At 72.8% G+C, this 17,298-nt stretch carries 17 protein-coding genes; 13 read left to right on the forward strand and 4 right to left on the reverse strand.

Annotation, left to right across the window (positions count from 1 at the left end):
- The first annotated feature begins 2 nt into the window (after positions 1–2).
- The 6 genes from dxr (at position 3) to ACZ50K_RS30355 (ending at position 7,233) form a co-directional block, all read left to right on the forward strand.
- Positions 3–1,253, forward strand: a complete 1,251-nt coding sequence (dxr, locus tag ACZ50K_RS30330; RefSeq protein ID WP_468908769.1) for a 1-deoxy-D-xylulose-5-phosphate reductoisomerase — start codon at positions 3–5, stop codon at positions 1,251–1,253.
- Complete coding sequence (locus ACZ50K_RS30335) at positions 1,250–2,551, forward strand: M50 family metallopeptidase (RefSeq protein ID WP_468908771.1); 1,302 nt, start codon at positions 1,250–1,252, stop codon at positions 2,549–2,551. The genes dxr and ACZ50K_RS30335 overlap by 4 nt, the downstream gene beginning before the upstream one ends.
- Positions 2,552–2,725: 174 nt before the next feature.
- Positions 2,726–3,883: a flavodoxin-dependent (E)-4-hydroxy-3-methylbut-2-enyl-diphosphate synthase gene (ispG, locus tag ACZ50K_RS30340; RefSeq protein WP_468908773.1), complete on the forward strand. Its 1,158-nt coding sequence runs from the start codon at positions 2,726–2,728 to the stop codon at positions 3,881–3,883.
- A gap of 166 nt (positions 3,884–4,049) precedes the next feature.
- Positions 4,050–4,892 (forward strand): GNAT family N-acetyltransferase, encoded by an 843-nt coding sequence (locus ACZ50K_RS30345; RefSeq protein WP_468908874.1) that lies wholly within the window; start codon positions 4,050–4,052, stop codon positions 4,890–4,892.
- Between the two features lie 46 nt (positions 4,893–4,938).
- Positions 4,939–5,487: a GNAT family N-acetyltransferase gene (locus ACZ50K_RS30350; protein WP_468908775.1), complete on the forward strand. Its 549-nt coding sequence runs from the start codon at positions 4,939–4,941 to the stop codon at positions 5,485–5,487.
- Between the two features lie 9 nt (positions 5,488–5,496).
- A complete protein-coding gene (locus tag ACZ50K_RS30355) occupies positions 5,497–7,233 on the forward strand; it encodes a proline--tRNA ligase (RefSeq protein WP_468908777.1) in 1,737 nt (578 codons plus the stop codon).
- Here ACZ50K_RS30355 and ACZ50K_RS30360 read toward each other — a convergent pair.
- The 4 genes from ACZ50K_RS30360 to ACZ50K_RS30375 form a co-directional block, all read right to left on the reverse strand.
- Complete coding sequence (locus tag ACZ50K_RS30360) at positions 7,230–8,075, reverse strand: slipin family protein (protein WP_468908780.1); 846 nt, start codon at positions 8,073–8,075, stop codon at positions 7,230–7,232. The two genes, ACZ50K_RS30355 and ACZ50K_RS30360, sit on opposite strands and share 4 nt — an antisense overlap.
- 63 nt (positions 8,076–8,138) lie before the next feature.
- A complete protein-coding gene (locus tag ACZ50K_RS30365) occupies positions 8,139–9,035 on the reverse strand; it encodes an aminoglycoside phosphotransferase family protein (protein WP_468908783.1) in 897 nt (298 codons plus the stop codon).
- 16 nt (positions 9,036–9,051) lie between these two features.
- Complete coding sequence (locus ACZ50K_RS30370) at positions 9,052–9,522, reverse strand: ferritin-like domain-containing protein (protein ID WP_468908786.1); 471 nt, start codon at positions 9,520–9,522, stop codon at positions 9,052–9,054.
- Positions 9,519–10,073, reverse strand: a complete 555-nt coding sequence (locus tag ACZ50K_RS30375; RefSeq protein WP_468908789.1) for a hypothetical protein — start codon at positions 10,071–10,073, stop codon at positions 9,519–9,521. Before ACZ50K_RS30375 ends, ACZ50K_RS30370 begins: the two co-directional genes overlap by 4 nt.
- A gap of 177 nt (positions 10,074–10,250) precedes the next feature.
- On the opposite strand from ACZ50K_RS30375, the gene rimP reads away from it, so the two are divergent.
- The 7 genes from rimP (at position 10,251) to truB (ending at position 17,262) form a co-directional block, all read left to right on the forward strand.
- Positions 10,251–10,748, forward strand: a complete 498-nt coding sequence (rimP, locus tag ACZ50K_RS30380; protein WP_468908791.1) for a ribosome maturation factor RimP — start codon at positions 10,251–10,253, stop codon at positions 10,746–10,748.
- A 2-nt stretch (positions 10,749–10,750) separates the two neighbouring features.
- Positions 10,751–11,758 (forward strand): transcription termination factor NusA, encoded by a 1,008-nt coding sequence (nusA, locus tag ACZ50K_RS30385; protein ID WP_468908794.1) that lies wholly within the window; start codon positions 10,751–10,753, stop codon positions 11,756–11,758.
- A gap of 127 nt (positions 11,759–11,885) precedes the next feature.
- On the forward strand, positions 11,886–12,161 hold the full coding sequence (locus ACZ50K_RS30390) for a YlxR family protein (RefSeq protein ID WP_468908797.1): 276 nt from the start codon (positions 11,886–11,888) through the stop codon (positions 12,159–12,161).
- A 148-nt stretch (positions 12,162–12,309) separates the two neighbouring features.
- The gene (gene infB, locus ACZ50K_RS30395) at positions 12,310–15,420 is read left to right on the forward strand and encodes a translation initiation factor IF-2 (protein ID WP_468908800.1); all 3,111 of its coding nucleotides are present in this window, start codon (positions 12,310–12,312) and stop codon (positions 15,418–15,420) included.
- A gap of 163 nt (positions 15,421–15,583) precedes the next feature.
- The gene (locus ACZ50K_RS30400; protein ID WP_073910844.1) at positions 15,584–15,877 is read left to right on the forward strand and encodes a DUF503 domain-containing protein; all 294 of its coding nucleotides are present in this window, start codon (positions 15,584–15,586) and stop codon (positions 15,875–15,877) included.
- 27 nt (positions 15,878–15,904) lie between these two features.
- On the forward strand, positions 15,905–16,345 hold the full coding sequence (gene rbfA, locus ACZ50K_RS30405) for a 30S ribosome-binding factor RbfA (RefSeq protein ID WP_468908802.1): 441 nt from the start codon (positions 15,905–15,907) through the stop codon (positions 16,343–16,345).
- Entirely contained in the window at positions 16,342–17,262 is a 921-nt protein-coding gene (gene truB / locus ACZ50K_RS30410) for a tRNA pseudouridine(55) synthase TruB (RefSeq protein WP_468908805.1), read from the forward strand. Before rbfA ends, truB begins: the two co-directional genes overlap by 4 nt.
- Positions 17,263–17,298: the final 36 nt, after the last annotated feature.

The raw sequence follows: 17,298 nt of genomic DNA on the forward strand, positions 1-17,298 counted from the left end.
GGATGAGCGACAGCCCATCCCCCCTCGCCGATCCGCACCTCCTCTTCGACAGCGCGGACGGCCGCCGGGACATCGTGGTCCTCGGCTCCACCGGGTCCATCGGGACCCAGGCGGTCGACCTGGTCCTGCGCAACCCCGACCGCTTCCGGGTGACCGGTCTCTCCGCGGCCGGCGGCCGGGTGGGCCTGCTGGCCGAGCAGGCCCGGCTGCTGCGGGTGCGCACCGTGGCCGTGGCCGACGAGAGCGCCGTGCCGGCGCTGCGGGAGGCGCTCGCCGCGCAGTTCGCCGGCGAGCCGCTGCCCGAGGTCCTCGCCGGACCCGGGGCGGCGGCCCGGCTGGCCGCCTCCGAATGCCACACCGTCCTCAACGGCATCACCGGCTCCATCGGCCTCGCCCCCACCCTGGCGGCCCTCGAAGCCGGCCGGACCCTGGCCCTGGCCAACAAGGAGTCGCTGATCGTCGGCGGCCCGCTGGTCAAGGAGCTGGCCGCGCCCGGCCAGATCATCCCGGTGGACTCCGAGCACGCCGCGCTCTTCCAGGCCCTCGCGGCCGGCACCCGCGCCGAGGTCCGCAAGCTGGTGGTCACCGCCTCCGGCGGGCCGTTCCGCGGCCGCACCCGCGCCGAGCTCGCCGAGGTCACCGTCGAGGACGCCCTGGCCCACCCCACCTGGGCGATGGGCCCGGTCATCACCGTCAACAGCGCCACCCTGGTCAACAAGGGCTTGGAGGTGATCGAGGCCCACCTCCTCTACGACATCCCGTTCGAGCGGATCGAGGTGGTCGTCCACCCCCAGTCGTACGTCCACTCGATGGTCGAGTTCACCGACGGCTCCACCCTCGCCCAGGCCACCCCGCCGGACATGCGCGGCCCGATCGCCGTCGGCCTCGGCTGGCCCCGGCGGGTCCCCGACGCGGCCCCCGCCTTCGACTGGACCAAGGCCTCCACCTGGGAGTTCTTCCCGCTGGACACCGAGGCCTTCCCGGCGGTGGGCCTGGCCCGGCACGTGGGCGCCCTGGGCGGCACCGCCCCGGCCGTGTTCAATGCGGCGAACGAGGAGTGCGTGGAGGCGTTCCTGGCCGGTCGGCTGCCGTTCACAGCAATCATCGATACGGTCGCTGCCGTGGTCGATGAGCACGGGACGCCGGCGCGGGGAACCTCCCTGACCGTCGAGGACGTCCTCGAAGCGGAGACCTGGGCCAGGGCCCGGGCCCGGGAGATGGCGGCGAAGGCCGCCGTGGAGGCGCGCGCATGACAGCTTTCATGACGGTGCTGGGCATAGTCGTCTTTGTCGTCGGCCTGCTCGTGTCCATCGCCTGGCACGAGCTGGGGCACCTCTCCACCGCCAAGATGTTCGGCATCCGGGTGCCCCAGTACATGGTCGGCTTCGGCCCCACCCTCTGGTCCCGGAAGAAGGGCGAGACCGAGTACGGGATCAAGGCCATCCCGATGGGCGGCTACATCCGCATGATCGGGATGTTCCCGCCCGGCGAGGACGGCAGGATCACCGCCCGCTCCACCTCCCCGTTCCGGTCGATGATCGAGGACGCCCGCTCGGCGGCCTACGAGGAGCTCAAGCCCGGGGACGAGAGCCGGCTCTTCTACACGCGCAAGCCGTGGAAGCGCGTGATCGTGATGTTCGCCGGACCCTTCATGAACCTGGTCCTGGCCGTGGGGATCTTCGTCACCACCCTGATGGCCTTCGGGGTGAACACCCAGACCACCGTGGTCAACTCGGTCTCCGACTGCGTCATCCAGCAGAGCGAGAAGCGGGACAAGTGCGCCCCCGGCGACCCCGCCGCCCCCGCCAAGGCCGCCGGCCTGCTGCCCCGGGACCGGATCGTCGCCTTCAACGGACACCCGACCGAGGACTGGAGCACCCTCCAGAAGGACATCCGGGCCACCACCGGCCCCGCCGTGATCACCGTGGAGCGGGCCGGACAGCGGGTGGACCTCAAGGCGGACGTCATCGCGAACACGGTCGCCAAGACCGACGCCGACGGCCGCTACGTGGAGAACCAGTACGTCACCGCCGGATTCCTCGGCTTCACCCCGTCCGTCGGCTACGTCAAGCAGTCCTTCGGCCAGTCCGTGGACCGGATGGGCGAGATGATGGAGTCCGGGGTGCAGTCGCTGATCGACCTGCCCTCCCGGGTCCCCGCCCTGTGGGACGCCACCTTCAACGGCGCCGAACGCGAACAGGACGGCCCGATGGGCATCGTCGGCGCGGCCCGGGTCAGCGGCGAGATCGCCGGCCTGGAGATGCCCGCGGAGGAGCGGCTGGTCTTCTTCCTCCAGCTGCTGGCCGGCTTCAACCTCTCGCTGTTCCTGTTCAACATGCTGCCGCTGCTCCCGCTGGACGGCGGGCACATCGCCGGCGCCCTGTGGGAGTCGGTCCGGCGCAACACGGCCCGGCTGTTCCGGCGCCCCGACCCCGGCCCGTTCGACGTGGCCACGCTGATGCCGGTGGCCTACGTGGTGGCCGGCGTGTTCGTCTGCTTCACCGCGCTGGTGATGATCGCCGACGTGGTGAACCCCATCAAGATCACCTGATTCCGCGGCGTATACCCGCGGGACCCCGGAGCCGGGCACGATTCGTGCCCGGCTCCCTACGTTCGGGTGGCGGACCCCCTCGGATGCGCGTGCGGAGCACGGGTTGGCGTAATCTCGAAGGCTGGAGCCCGCCGAATTCGGGACCTTGATCCACACCTTGGGGTTGCACAGCAGATGACTGCTATCTCTCTCGGAATTCCCTCCGTGCCGACGAAGCTCGCCGACCGCCGGGTCAGCCGCAAGATCCAGGTCGGTTCCGTGGCCGTGGGCGGCGACGCGCAGATCTCGGTGCAGTCCATGACCACCACCCGGACCTCCGACATCGGCGCCACCCTCCAGCAGATCGCCGAGCTGACCGCGGCCGGCTGCAACATCGTCCGGGTGGCCTGCCCCACCCAGGACGACGCCGACGCCCTCGCGGTCATCGCGAAGAAGTCGCAGATCCCGGTCATCGCCGACATCCACTTCCAGCCCAAGTACGTGTTCGCCGCGATCGACGCCGGCTGCGCCGCCGTCCGCGTGAACCCGGGCAACATCAAGCAGTTCGACGACAAGGTCAAGGAGATCGCGAAGGCCGCGAACGAGACCCGCACCCCGATCCGCATCGGGGTCAACGCCGGCTCGCTCGATGCCCGCCTGCTCCGCAAGTACGGCAAGGCCACCCCCGAGGCCCTCGTCGAGTCCGCCCTCTGGGAGGCCTCCCTCTTCGAGGAGCACGGCTTCGGCGACATCAAGATCTCGGTCAAGCACAACGACCCGGTGGTCATGGTCAACGCCTACCGCCAGCTCGCCGCCGCCTGCGACTACCCCCTCCACCTCGGCGTCACCGAGGCCGGCCCCGCCTTCCAGGGCACCATCAAGTCCGCCGTCGCCTTCGGCGCCCTGCTCTCCGAGGGCATCGGCGACACCATCCGGGTCTCCCTCTCCGCCCCGCCCGTCGAAGAGGTCAAGGTCGGCAACCAGATCCTGGAGTCCCTCAACCTCAAGCCCCGCCGCCTGGAGATCGTCTCCTGCCCCTCCTGCGGCCGCGCCCAGGTCGACGTCTACAAGCTGGCCGAGGAGGTCACCGCCGGTCTGGAGGGCATGGAGGTCCCGCTGCGCGTGGCCGTCATGGGCTGTGTGGTCAACGGCCCCGGCGAGGCCCGCGAGGCCGACCTCGGCGTCGCCTCCGGCAACGGCAAGGGCCAGATCTTCGTCAAGGGCGAGGTCATCAAGACCGTCCCCGAATCGAAGATCGTCGAGACCCTGATCGAGGAAGCCCTCAAGATCGCCGAGCAGATGGAGAAGGACGGCATCCCCTCCGGGGAGCCCACCGTCGCCATCGGAGTCTGACCGGACGGGCCCCGTCCGACCCGGCCGCCGAAACCCGGCCCCGGCCCGTTCCCGCAGTTCGCGGGCGGTCCGGGGCCCTTTCGTGACCGCGTGGGGGCGGCATCCTCGGGGCGGGCCGGGTACAGTGCGGAGATCAGCAGACCTGCACGGTGAGGCCCCCCACGTGTTGACGCAGACCACCACCCGGGTCCTCGAACCCAGCGATCTCGCGCTCGCCCTCGAACTCCTCGACCGCGAGCCGGTAGCGAACGCCTTCGTCACCTCCCGCGTCCGGGTCGCCGGACTCGACCCCTGGCGCCTGGGCGGCGAGATGTGGGGTTTCTACAGCGACGGGGAGCTCCGCTCCCTCTGCTACGCCGGGGCCAACCTGGTGCCCGTCTGCGCCACCCCCGAGGCCGTCCGGGCGTTCGCCGACCGGGCCCGCCGCACCGGCCGCCGCTGCTCCTCCATCGTGGGCCCCGCCGAGGCCACCGCCCTGCTGTGGCGGCTGCTGGAACCCCACTGGGGACCCGCCCGCGAGGTCCGCTCGCACCAGCCCCTGATGACCACCGAACGGCCCTCCCCGGAGATCGCCCCGGATCCGCTGGTCCGCCGCATCCGCAAGGACGAGATGGACCTGATCATGCCCGCCTGCGTGGCCATGTTCACCGAGGAGGTCGGGGTCTCCCCGCTGGCCGGCGACGGCGGACTCCTCTACCAGGCCAGGGTCGCCGAGCTGGTCTCCACCGGGCGCTCCTTCGCCCGGATCGAGGACGGCACCGTGGTCTTCAAGGCGGAGATCGGCGCCGCCACCTCCCGCGCCTGCCAGATCCAGGGCGTCTGGGTGGCCCCCGAGTACCGGGGCCGCGGCCACTCCGAGACCGGGATGGCCGCCGTGGTCGCCCACGCCCTGCGCGATGTCGCCCCGGTGGTCAGCCTCTACGTCAACGACTACAACACCGCCGCCCGCGCCGCCTACCGCCGGGTCGGCTTCCGCGAGGTCGGCGCGTTCATGAGCGTCCTGTTCTGATCGCGACCGAGCCCTTCCGCCGCGGCCGCCGAAGTAAGGTCTCCGCATGTCTGAAACCCCCGCCGGCCTCAGCATCGGCCCCCTGGACCTCGCCGCACGCGTCGACGAGGCGCTGCGGGTCCAGGCCGTGGCCTTCGGACTCGGCGAGGAGGAGGTCTGCATCCGGCGCCACATCGTCCAGCGCCACATGACCTGCCCGGGCGCCCGCGCCCTCGGCGCCTTCACCGAGGACGGGGCCCTCGCCGGATTCGTCTACGGCATGCCCAACGACCGCGGCCACTGGTGGTCCACCATCGTCGAACCCCATCTGCGGGCCCGGGGCGAGGACCACTGGCTCGACGACTCCTTCGCCATCACCGAACTCCACGTCCACCCCGGCTTCCAGGGCCGCGGCGCCGGCCGCGCGCTGATCACCGAGATCACCGACACGGCCACCGAACCCCGCTCCATCCTCTCCGCCATCGACACCGAGTCCCCGGCCCGGGCGCTCTACCGCTCGCTGGGCTACACCGACCTGGCCCGCCGGGTCCTCTTCCCCAGTGCCGCCCGCCCCTACGCGGTCATGGGCGCGCCGCTGCCGCTGCTCCGGCGGTAGCCTCCGGGCATGCCCACGCACCAGACCCCCCGAACCCCCGCCGTGCCGGTCCAGCGGATGTCCCGGCTGATGGCCCGCACCCTGCGCGAGGACCCGGCGGACGCCGAGACCCTCAGCCACCGCCTCCTGGTCCGCGCCGGATACGTCCGCCGCTCCTCCGCCGGGGTGTGGATCTGGCTGCCGCTGGGCAAGCGGGTCCTGGACCACGTCAGCCGGGTCGTCCGCGAGGAGATGGACGCCATCGGCGCCCAGGAGGTGCTGCTGCCCGCCCTGCTGCCCCGCGAGCCGTACGAGGCCAGCGGACGCTGGAGCGAGTACGGGGACCTGCTGTTCCGGCTGAAGGACCGCAAGGGCGCCGACTACCTGCTGGGCCCCACCCACGAGGAGGTCTTCACCCAGCTGGTGAAGGACCAGTGCGCCTCCTACAAGGACCTCCCGGTGATGCTCTACCAGATCCAGACCAAGTACCGGGACGAGGCCCGGCCCCGCTCCGGAGTGCTCCGCGGCCGCGAGTTCCAGATGAAGGACTCCTACTCCTTCGACACCGACGACGCGGGCCTGGCCGCCTCCTACGCCCTGCACCGCGCCGCCTACCAGCGGATCTTCACCCGGCTCGGGCTGGACCACCGGATCGTCTCCGCCGTCTCCGGCGCCATGGGCGGCTCCGCCTCCGAGGAGTTCCTCGCCCCCGCCGCCGCCGGCGAGGACACCTTCGCGGACTGCCCCTCCTGCGGGTTCGCCGCCAACACCGAGGCGGTCACCTTCCCGCTCGTCCCGGCGGCCGCGCCCGCGCCCGACGGGCACCCCGCCGCGCGCGAGCTGGACACCCCCGACACCCCCACCATCGAGTCCCTGGCCGCGCTGCTCGGCGTACCGGCCTCCGCCACCCTGAAGAACCTGCTGGTCACGGTGGACGGGGAGATCGTGGCCGTCGGAGTGCCCGGGGACCGCGAGGTGGACCTCGGCAAGCTCGGCGAGCACTTGGCCCCGGCGGTGGTGGAGCTGGTCACCGCGGAGGACTTCGCCGACCGGCCCGACCTGGTCCGCGGCTATGTCGGCCCGCAGGGCCTGGACAAGGTCCGCTATCTCGCCGACCCCCGGATCGCCCCCGGCACCGCCTGGGTCACCGGGGCCAACCGGCCCGGCACCCACGCCGAACACGTGGTCTGCGGGCGGGACTTCGAGGTCGACCAGTACCTCGACGTGGTCGTGGTCCGCCCCGGCGACCCCTGCCCGGCCTGCGGCACCGGGCTGCGGCTGGACCGGGCCATCGAGGTCGGCCACATCTTCCAGCTGGGCCGCAAGTACGCCGACACCTTCGGCCTGGACGTGCTGGGCCGGGAGGGCAAGCCGGTCCGCGTCACCATGGGCTCGTACGGGATCGGGGTCTCCCGGGTGGTCGCGGCGCTCGCCGAGCAGACCGCCGACGAACGCGGGCTGTGCTGGCCCGCCGAGGTGGCCCCGGCCCGGGTGCACGTGGTGGCGGCGGGCAAGGCCCCGCAGCTCGCCCTGGCCGAGGAGGCCGCCGAGGCGCTGGCCGCGGCCGGCCTGACCGTCCTGCTGGACGACCGCCCCGGACTGTCCCCGGGCGTGAAGCTGACCGACGCGGAACTGATCGGCGCCCCCTGGATCCTGGTGGCCGGCCGCCGGACCGCCGAGGGCGTCCTGGAACTCCAGGACCGCCGCACCGGCACCCGCGAGCACCTCACCCTCCCCGAGGCCCTCACCCGCCTGACGGCCCTCTAGGCGGCGGGCGGGTCGGCGGCGGCGGGCGGGCCGGCCGCGGCGGGCGGGCCGGCCGGCGGCTCCGCTCCCGGCGGGGCCGCGGCCGGCGCGGCGCGCTCCAGGAAGCGGAGCAGCTCCACCGGGAACGGCAGCACCAGCGTGGAGTTCTTCTCCGCCGCGACCGCCACCACGGTCTGGAGCAGCCGCAGCTGGAGCGCGGCCGGCTGCTCGGCCATCACCCCCGCCGCCTCGGCCAGCTTCCTCGACGCCTGGAGCTCCGCGTCCGCGTTGATCACCCGGGCCCGCCGCTCCCGGTCCGCCTCCGCCTGCCGGGCCATCGACCGCTTCATGGTCTCCGGCAGCGACACGTCCTTGATCTCCACCCGGTCGATCTGCACCCCCCAGCCCACCGCCGGGGAGTCGATCATCAGCTCCAGCCCCTGGTTCAGCTGCTCCCGGTTGGACAGCAGGTCGTCCAGGTCGGACTTGCCGATGATCGAGCGCAGCGAGGTCTGCGCCATCTGGGAGACCGCGAACCGGTAGTCCTCGACCTCCACCACCGCGTTCCTCGGGTCCACCACCCGGAAGTACACGACCGCGTCCACCCGCACGGTGACGTTGTCCCGGGTGATGCCCTCCTGCGCGGGCACCGGCATCGTCACGATCTGCATGTTCACCTTGTGCAGCCGGTCCACCACCGGCACCACCAGGGTGAACCCGGGCGCCCGCACGGCCGGCCGCAGCCGGCCGAACCGGAAGACCAGCCCCCGCTCGTACTGGCGGATCACCCGCGCCGCCGCGGCGGTGTAGAGCGCGATGCCGGTGCCCGCGGCTGCCGCCGCGACCAGCAGTTCTTCGACCATGACGGCCCCCTGCCGGGCGAATGCCTCTTTTCGGGAGTATTCCCCTACGGGCAGCCCGCGAACTCACAGCCAGCCCGCGAACTCCAGCAGCAGCTCCGAGTCCCGGTACCGGCCGGCCGCCCGGGCCCGCAGCCCCGACTCCACCGCCCGGAACAGCGTCCAGCCGCGCAGCCGGTCCCGGTCCACCGCCAGCGAGTCGGCCAGCTTGGTGACCCGGCGGCGCGCCCCGGCCGGACCCGCCGAGGAGGCGACCTGGTCCTCCAGCCGGTCCCGGACCAGCCGGGCCAGGTCGTAGGCCCGCTCGCCGACCAGCGGTTCGGGGCCGACCGCCAGCCAGGGCGCCCGCTCCCCGGAGAGCACCTTGCCCTGCCGGAAGTTCCCGTGCAGCAGGACCTCCTCCGGCGGCAGCGCGGTCAGCTCCTCGCGGGCCGCCAGCGCCGTGCCGGCCAGCTCCCGCAGCTCCTCCGGGGCGGCCTTGAGCCCCTCCGACTGCCGCTCGGTGCGCTCGGCCACCGAGGGGAAACCGTGCTCCGCCGGCGGGGCCACCCACAGCCGGCGGATCGTCCCGGACGCCTCCAGCAGGGCCTTGGCCTCCGGCAGCGAACGCAGCGACACCTCCGGCTGGAGCCGCTCCAGCAGCAGCGCCCCGTCCTCGTGCCGGGTGTCCAGCAGCCGTACGGCCCCGAACCCGCCCCAGTGCGCCAGCGCGGCCAGCTCCCGGTCGGGCCGGGCGGCCGGCGGGGCCAGCTTCAGCGCGGCCGGGGTCCCGTCGGGGTAGCGGACGAGCACCAGCAGACTGCTGCGGCCGCCCGGGGCCTGCACCCGCTGGGCCCGGACCCCGCGCCGGTCGAGCGCCTCCTCGGCGAGGCCGGGGAGCCGGTCCAGCCAGTCCTCGTGCCCCGCCGTGTCGGGCTGCTCGCCGAGCGCCCGTACGAGACGCTCCGGCGGTTCGAAAGCCATGCGCGCGTGATCCCTTTCAGCTGTGCCGGGCCGGCCGCGCCTGTCCCGCGCGTTCCGTGAGCCCAGGGAAGGCTACGCCGACACCGCGCCAGCGTGCCGCCCGGACCGCCGCCGCGCTCAGCGCGTCGGCCGCCTCGCGGCGCAGCGGGCCGGTGGAGGCCCGCACCAGATCGGAGTAGGCGCCGGCCACCCGGTCCTCGATCTCGGCGGCCAGCCGTGCGGCGTCCGCGGGGGTGCGGACCGGGAACGGCAGCCGGTAGCCGGCCTCGGCGGTGCGCGGCGATCCGCCCAGCCCGCGGACCGTCCGGGTGAGCGCGTCCCGGCGGGCGAGGTGTCCGCCGTAGGCCTGTCCGGCCTCGGCGGCGCGGTCCGCGGCGGCCCGGGCGCCGATCACCCCGTAGGCGTAGGCGGCCGCGTGCTCGGCGGCCAGCGCGGCCTGGGCGGCTGCCAGGGCCCGGTCCGGTCCGGGGTTCGGTTCGGGCTTCATGCCGGGGCTCCCGTACGGGTCAGCAGATGGTGGTGGACGGCCCCGCAGGCGGCGACCGAGGCCAGCAGCCGGGCCAGCTCGCCGGGGGCCGAGGCCAGGGCGATCGTCCGGTTCTCGGCCAGGCTGCGCTCCGCGCCGGCCAGCGCGGCCAGCGCCTCGGCGGGGGCGCCGGGCACCGGCGGCGGCGGGGGAGCGGCCACCGGGGTGGGGGTCCCGGGTGCCGTGCCGGTCCGGGAGGGGTCCGCGGTGTGCCCGCGGGGGGCCGCCGGCTCCGGGTCCAGCGCGCCCTCGTGCTCGGCCACCGCGGCCCGCAGCGGGGCGAGCCGTCCGGCCAGTGCCGGATGGGCCGCCAGGGTGGCGTCGTAACGTTCCAGCAGGTTCCGGGTGTCCCGGACGGCGGCTTCCCGCATCCGCCGTTCGAGGGATTCCGGCGTGTCGGACGCGGACCCGCCACCACCCCCCGGATCCGAACAGCCGGACAGCAGGGCGGCGCCCAGCACCCCGGCGGTGCCGGTGAGCAGGGTTCTTCGCGAAGGCGGGGTCCAGGGCACGGCACGGTCCTCGGGAGCGGGGCGGCAGGTGGCAGGCGGTGAACGCAGTGATCACGGTACCCGGGGCGGCCGGAACGGGGCGGGCGGCAACACCCCCCGCGAGCGGATACCCTTTGTCCTGACGCGCGATCCACGCGACGGAAACACAACAGCACACGCGGCCGAGGAGTCACCCGGATGAGCACCCCCCAGAGCGACAGGCTGCGCGGACTGCTGGAGCCGCTGGTCGCCGCGAAGGCCCTGGACCTGGAGGACATCGAGCTCTCCAAGGCGGGCAAGCGGCGGATGCTCCGGATCATCGTGGATTCCGACGAGGGCGTGGAACTGGACACCTGCGCCGAGCTGAGCCGCGAGATCTCCGACACATTGGACGAGACCGACGCGATGGGCGAGGACGAGTACGTCCTCGAAGTCAGCTCCCCGGGCGCGGACCGCCCGCTCACCGAACACCGGCACTACGTGCGTGCCACCGGCCGGCTGGTCAAGTTCCAGCTGGCCGAGAGCGGCGAGCTCGTCGCCCGGATCCTCGGCGTCGACGAGGACGGGCTGGACCTGGAGGTCCCGGGCGTGAAGGGCCGCAAGGCCACCGCCCGCCGCATCGCCTTCTCCGAGATCGCCAGGGCGCGCGTCGAGATCGAGTTCAACCGCAAAGACAAGAAGGAAGAGGAGGCGTAGTCGTGGACATCGACATGAGTGCCCTGCGGGGTCTGGTCCGGGAGAAGGAGATCTCCTTCGACCTGCTCGTCGAGGCGATCGAGTCGGCCCTCCTCATCGCGTACCACCGCACCGAGGGCAGCTTCCGGCGGGCCCGCGTGGTGCTCGACCGGACCAACGGCCATGTGGTCGTGTGGGCGACCGAGGACCCCAAGGACCTCGAAGAGGGCCAGGAGCCCAAGGAGTTCGACGACACCCCGTCGGACTTCGGGCGGATCGCCGCGACCACCGCCAAGCAGGTGATCCTCCAGCGTCTGCGCGACGCCGAGGACGACCTGACCTTCGGCGAGTTCGCCGGCCGCGAGGGCGATGTCATCACCGGCGTCGTCCAGCAGGGCAAGGACCCCAAGAACGTCCTCGTCGACATCGGCAAGCTGGAGGCCATCCTGCCCGTGCAGGAGCAGGTCCCCGGCGAGGACTACACCCACGGACTGCGCCTGCGCACGTACGTGGTGCGGGTGGCGAAGGGTGTCCGCGGTCCGTCCGTGACCCTCTCGCGCACCCACCCGAACCTGGTGAAGAAGCTGTTCGCGCTGGAGGTCCCGGAGATCGCCGACGGAAGCGTCGAGATCGCCGCGATCGCCCGCGAGGCCGGCCACCGCACCAAGATCGCCGTGCGGTCCACCCGCTCGGGCCTCAACCCCAAGGGCGCCTGCATCGGCCCGATGGGCGGCCGGGTCCGCAACGTGATGGCCGAACTGCACGGCGAGAAGATCGACATCGTCGACTGGTCGGACGACCCGGCGGAGATGGTGGCCAACGCGCTGTCCCCCGCCCGGGTGAGCAAGGTCGAGGTCGTGGACTGGGACTCCCGGTCCGCCCGGGTGACCGTGCCCGACTACCAGCTGTCCCTGGCCATCGGCAAGGAGGGCCAGAACGCCCGCCTCGCCGCCCGGCTCACCGGCTGGCGCATCGACATCCGTCCCGACACCGAGGGCGACCCCGGTGACCGGAACGGGTCCGCGGAATAAACCGGTACCGGTCCGGGGTTCCGGGCCGGTAGACAGGTGTCCACCCAGCTGACGACCGAGATAGAGACAACGTCCGTTCGATTTTTCGCCTGAAGGGGTGAGGTCGGTACGGGGAGGTAGACTGAGCGTGTCTGGCCGTACGCATGCCCGCACATGCCCCGAGCGCACCTGCCTGGGGTGCCGGGAGCGAGCGGCCAAGAGCGATCTGCTGCGCATCGTGGCGGTCGGGGACGCATGCGTCCCGGACCCTCGCGGTACGCTGCCCGGCCGGGGTGCGTATCTGCACCCCGCCGTGGTCTGCCTCGACCAGGCGGTTCGCCGCCGGGCGTTCCCCCGGGCCCTCAGGGTCCAGGGGACTCTCGACACCGCCGCCCTGCGGACGGTCATCGAGGCGACACCGTAAGACAGAAGTACGGCACGGATCCCCGTGCGGTCAGGTACCTCGCGAGTTGGAAGTAGGTCGAGATTGCGATGAGCACTCGATGAGTACGCGATGAGTACGCCCATGAAGTAGCGACGGTCCGGCGTAACCCGGACCTAAAAGGAGCGAAGTGGCTAAGGTCCGGGTATACGAACTCGCCAAGGAGTTCGGGGTCGAGAGCAAGGTCGTCATGGCCAAGCTCCAAGAACTCGGTGAATTCGTCCGTTCGGCGTCCTCGACGATCGAGGCGCCTGTTGTACGCAAGCTGACCGACGCATTGCAGGGGCCCGGCACCGCCGGCAAGTCCGCTGCGAAGCCCGGCGCGCCCCGCAAGGCCGCGCCCGCCAAGCCCGCGGCGCCCTCCCCGGCCGCCGCGGCACGTCCCGCTGCCCCGAAGCCCGGCGCCCCGGCCCCCAAGCCGGCCGTCGCGGAGGCTCCGGCCGCAGCAGCCCCGGTGACCCCGGCCGCCTCCGGCCCGCGTCCCGGTCCCAAGGCTCCGGCCCCGAAGCCCGCCCCGGCGGCTCCGGCTCCGGTCGCCGCCGAGTTCCAGGCGCCGCCGTCGGCCCCGGCCGCCCCGGCGCGCCCCGCCGGCGCCACCCCGGGCCCGCGCCCGGCCGCCGCGCAGCGTCCGGCCGGCCCCGGCCAGGCCGGTGCCCGTCCCGGCGCGCCGCGTCCGGCCGGCTCGGCCCCCGGTGCCCAGGCCCCCCGTCAGGGTGGCGCGCAGGCCCCGCGTCCGGGCGGTGCCCGTCCGGCCGGCCCGCGTCCGGGCAACAACCCCTTCACCTCCGGTGGCTCCACCGGCATGGCCCGCCCGCAGGCCCCGCGCCCGCAGGGTGCCCCCCGTCCCGGTGCCCCCGGCGCCGGCGGCGGCCAGGGTGCTCCCCGCCCGCAGGGCGGCCCCGGCGGCGCCCCGCGTCCGCAGGGTCCCGGCGGCGCCCGTCCCACCCCGGGCGGCATGCCCCGTCCGCAGGGCGGCGCGCGTCCTGCCGGTGGCCCTGGCGGTGCTCCCGGCGGTAACCGTCCCAACCCGGGCATGATGCCGCAGCGTCCCGCTGCCGGCCCGCGTCCGGGCCCCGGTGGCGGCGGTCGCGGTCCCGGCGGTCCCGGCGGCCGTCCGGCCGGCGGCGGCGCCGGTCGTCCCGGTGGCGGCGGCTTCGCCGGCCGTCCGGCCGGTCCGGGCTCGCGTCCGGCCGGTGGCGGCGGCTTCGGCGGTCCCCGTCCGGGTGGCGGCGGCTTCGGCGGCGGTCCCGCCGGTGGCGGCGGCGGTCGTCCCGGCTTCGCGGGCCGTCCCGGCGGCCCCGGTGGCCGCGGTGGCACGCAGGGCGCCTTCGGCCGTCCCGGCGGACCGGCCCGTCGTGGCCGCAAGTCGAAGCGGCAGCGGCGCCAGGAGTACGAGGCCATGCAGGCCCCGTCGGTCGGCGGCGTGATGCTGCCCCGCGGTGGCGGCGAGACCATTCGCCTGTCCCGCGGTGCCTCCCTCACCGACTTCGCCGAGAAGATCGGCGCCAACCCGGCGTCGCTCGTCGCGGTGATGATGAACCTCGGCGAGATGGTCACGGCCACGCAGTCGGTCTCCGACGAGACCCTGCAGCTCCTCGGCGACGAGATGAACTACCGGGTTCAGATCGTCAGCCCCGAGGAGGAGGACCGCGAGCTCCTGGAGACCTTCGACATCGAGTTCGGCGAGGACGAGGGCGGCGAGGAACTCCTCATGCCGCGTCCGCCGGTCGTCACCGTCATGGGTCACGTCGACCACGGAAAGACCCGCCTCCTCGACGCCATCCGCAAGACCAACGTGGTCGCGGGCGAGGCCGGCGGCATCACCCAGCACATCGGTGCGTACCAGGTCGGTACCGAGGTCAACGGTGAAGAGCGCAAGATCACCTTCATCGACACCCCCGGTCACGAGGCGTTCACCGCCATGCGTGCCCGTGGTGCCAAGTCCACCGACATCGCGATCCTGGTGGTCGCGGCCAACGACGGCGTCATGCCGCAGACGATCGAGGCGCTGAACCACGCCCAGGCGGCCGGCGTGCCGATCGTGGTCGCGGTCAACAAGATCGACGTCGAGGGTGCCGACCCGGTCAAGGTGCGCGGTCAGCTCACCGAGTTCGGTCTGGTCGCCGAGGAGTACGGCGGCGACACGATGTTCGTCGACATCTCCGCCAAGCAGGGTCTGCACATCGACTCCCTGCTGGAGGCCGTCGTCCTCACCGCCGACGCCTCGCTCGACCTCCGGGCCAACCCGGAGCAGGACGCGCAGGGTATTGCGATCGAGTCCCACCTCGACCGCGGCCGCGGCGCCGTCGCCACCGTCCTCGTCCAGCGCGGTACCCTCCGCGTCGGCGACACCATGGTCGTGGGCGACGCCTACGGCCGGGTGCGCGCCATGCTCGACGACAAGGGCAACAACGTCGAGGAAGCGGGTCCGTCGACCCCCGTCCTGGTCCTGGGTCTCACCAACGTCCCCGGCGCCGGCGACAACTTCCTCGTCGTCGACGAGGACCGCACCGCCCGTCAGATCGCCGAGAAGCGTGCTGCGCGAGAGCGCAACGCCAACTTCGCCAAGCGCGTCCGCCGGGTGTCCCTGGAAGACCTCGACTCGGTCCTCAAGGCCGGTCTGGTCCAGGAACTCAACCTCATCATCAAGGGCGACGCGTCCGGTGCGGTCGAGGCCCTGGAGTCCTCCCTGCTCCAGCTCGACGTCGGCGAAGAGGTCGACATCCGCGTCCTGCACCGCGGTGTGGGTGCGGTCACCGAGTCGGACATCAACCTGGCGATGGGCTCCGACGCCATCGTCATCGGCTACAACGTCCGTGCGGCCGGCCGTGCCGCGCAGATGGCGGAGCGCGAGGGCGTCGACGTCCGGTACTACTCGGTGATCTACCAGGCCATCGAGGAGATCGAGGCGGCCCTGAAGGGTCTCCTCAAGCCGGAGTACGAAGAGGTCGAGCTCGGTACCGCGGAGGTCCGCGAGGTCTTCCGCTCGTCCAAGCTGGGCAACATCGCCGGTGTCCTCATCCGGTCCGGCGAGGTCAAGCGCAACACCAAGGCGCGGCTCCTGCGCGATGGCAAGGTCATCGCCGAGAACCTCACCATCTCTGGTCTGCGCCGCTTCAAGGACGATGTCACCGAGATCCGCGAAGGCTTCGAGGGCGGTATCAACCTCGGAAACTTCAACGACATCAAGATCGACGACGTCATCGCGACGTACGAGATGCGCGAGAAGCCGCGCGCCTGACGCACGTCGGACGCACAGCGATCGTGACGGTGTCACCACCGGGGCCGGTCGGCGGAATTTCCGTCGATCGGCCCCGGCCGTTCCGTGTACGGTTTCAGGTGTCCCTGCCACCCGGTTGGCTGGCAGGTCACCGAACCCGAACCGGCGGGACATCCGGCACCGCATGTACGTGGGGACCCTGTCCTTCGATCTGCTCCTCGGCGACGTCCACTCGCTGAAGGAGAAACGCTCCGTCGTCCGGCCCATCGTCGCCGAGCTCCAGCGCAAGTTCGCTGTGAGCGCGGCCGAGGTGGGCGACCAGGACCTCCACCGCAGGGCCCGCCTAGGGGTCGCGCTGGTGTCCGGGGACGCCGGATTCCTGTCGGACGTGCTCGACCGCTGCGAGCGGCTGGTCGCGGCACGTCCGGAAGTGGAGCTGCTGTCGGTGCGACGGCGGCTCCACGGTGATGAAGACTGACTGCAAGGAAAAGAAGGAGACGGACCAGTGGCCGACAACGCGCGGGCGAAGAAGCTGGCGGACCTCATCCGGGAGGTGGTCGCCCAGAAGCTGCAGCGAGGCATCAAGGACCCGCGCCTCGGTACGCACGTGACGATCACCGACACCCGGGTCACCGGCGACCTGCGGGAGGCCACGGTCTTCTACACGGTCTACGGGGGCGACGAGGAGCGGGAAGCCGCCGCGAAGGGGCTGGAGAGCGCCAAGGGCATCCTCCGCTCGGCGGTCGGCCAGGCGGCGGGCATCAAGTTCACGCCCACCCTGACCTTCGTCGCCGACGCCCTGCCGGAGACCGCGAAGACCATCGAGGACCTCCTCGACCAGGTGCGCGCCTCCGACGAGCAGGTGCGTCAGGCCTCCTCGGGAGCCACGTACGCCGGCGAAGCCGACCCGTACAAGAAGCCCGACGAGGACGACGCTGCCGAATGAGCGACAAAGCAACCCCGACGCCGGACGGCCTTGTCATCGTCGACAAGCCGTCCGGCTTCACTTCGCACGACGTGGTCGCCAAGATGCGCGGGATCGCCCGGACCCGCCGGGTCGGCCACGCCGGCACCCTCGACCCGATGGCCACCGGTGTGCTGGTGCTCGGCGTGGAGAAGGCCACCAAGCTGCTCGGCCACCTCGCGCTCACCGAGAAGGAGTACCTCGGGACGATCCGGCTCGGCCAGAACACGCTGACCGACGACGCCGAGGGCGAGATCACCTCCACCACGGACGCCTCCGCGGTCACCCGCGAGGCCGTGGACGAGGGCATCCGCAAGCTGTCCGGCGAGATCATGCAGGTCCCCTCCAAGGTCAGCGCCATCAAGATCAACGGCGTGCGGTCCTACAAGCGGGCCCGCGACGGCGAGGAGTTCGAGATCCCGGCCCGGCCGGTCACCATCTCCTCGTTCCAGGTCTACGACATGCGCGAGGCCATGGCCGAGAACGCCGACGGGACCACCACCCCGGTCGTCGACCTGGTCGTCTCCGTGGTGTGCTCCAGCGGCACCTACATCCGGGCCCTGGCCCGCGACCTCGGCGCCGACCTCGGCGTCGGCGGGCACCTGACCGCGCTCCGGCGCACCCGGGTGGGCCCGTACAAGCTGGACCGGGCCCGGACCCTGGACCAGCACCAGGAGGAGCTCACCGTGATGCCGATCGCCGAGGCGGCGGCCGCGGCGTTCCCCCGCTGGGACCTGGACGCCCGCCGCTCCTCGCTGCTGGCCAACGGGGTCCGGCTGGACATGCCGGAGGAGTACCCGGCCGGCCGGACGGTCGCCGTGTTCGGCCCCGAGGGCCGGCTGCTGGGCCTGGTGGAGAACAAGAACGGCAAGGCCAAGTCCCTGGCCGTCTTCGTCTGACCCCCTCGGGGGCCCGACCCGGGGCGGGGGACGGCG

Source organism: Streptomyces sp. NPDC033845 (genome assembly GCF_055576225.1).

Excerpts from the sequence above, each read along its gene's own strand:
- ACZ50K_RS30360 (WP_468908780.1), bottom strand. The coding sequence starts at position 8,075 with ATGGTCGAAGAACTGCTGGTCGCGGCGGCAGCCGCGGGCACCGGCATC.
- rimP (WP_468908791.1), top strand. The coding sequence starts at position 10,251 with ATGAGCACCCCCCAGAGCGACAGGCTGCGCGGACTGCTGGAGCCGCTG.
- truB (WP_468908805.1), top strand. The coding sequence starts at position 16,342 with ATGAGCGACAAAGCAACCCCGACGCCGGACGGCCTTGTCATCGTCGAC.
- ACZ50K_RS30365 (WP_468908783.1), bottom strand. The coding sequence starts at position 9,035 with ATGGCTTTCGAACCGCCGGAGCGTCTCGTACGGGCGCTCGGCGAGCAG.
- ACZ50K_RS30370 (WP_468908786.1), bottom strand. The coding sequence starts at position 9,522 with ATGAAGCCCGAACCGAACCCCGGACCGGACCGGGCCCTGGCAGCCGCC.
- ACZ50K_RS30335 (WP_468908771.1), top strand. The coding sequence starts at position 1,250 with ATGACAGCTTTCATGACGGTGCTGGGCATAGTCGTCTTTGTCGTCGGC.
- dxr (WP_468908769.1), top strand. The coding sequence starts at position 3 with ATGAGCGACAGCCCATCCCCCCTCGCCGATCCGCACCTCCTCTTCGAC.
- ACZ50K_RS30400 (WP_073910844.1), top strand. The coding sequence starts at position 15,584 with ATGTACGTGGGGACCCTGTCCTTCGATCTGCTCCTCGGCGACGTCCAC.
- ACZ50K_RS30355 (WP_468908777.1), top strand. The coding sequence starts at position 5,497 with ATGCCCACGCACCAGACCCCCCGAACCCCCGCCGTGCCGGTCCAGCGG.
- ispG (WP_468908773.1), top strand. The coding sequence starts at position 2,726 with ATGACTGCTATCTCTCTCGGAATTCCCTCCGTGCCGACGAAGCTCGCC.
- ACZ50K_RS30350 (WP_468908775.1), top strand. The coding sequence starts at position 4,939 with ATGTCTGAAACCCCCGCCGGCCTCAGCATCGGCCCCCTGGACCTCGCC.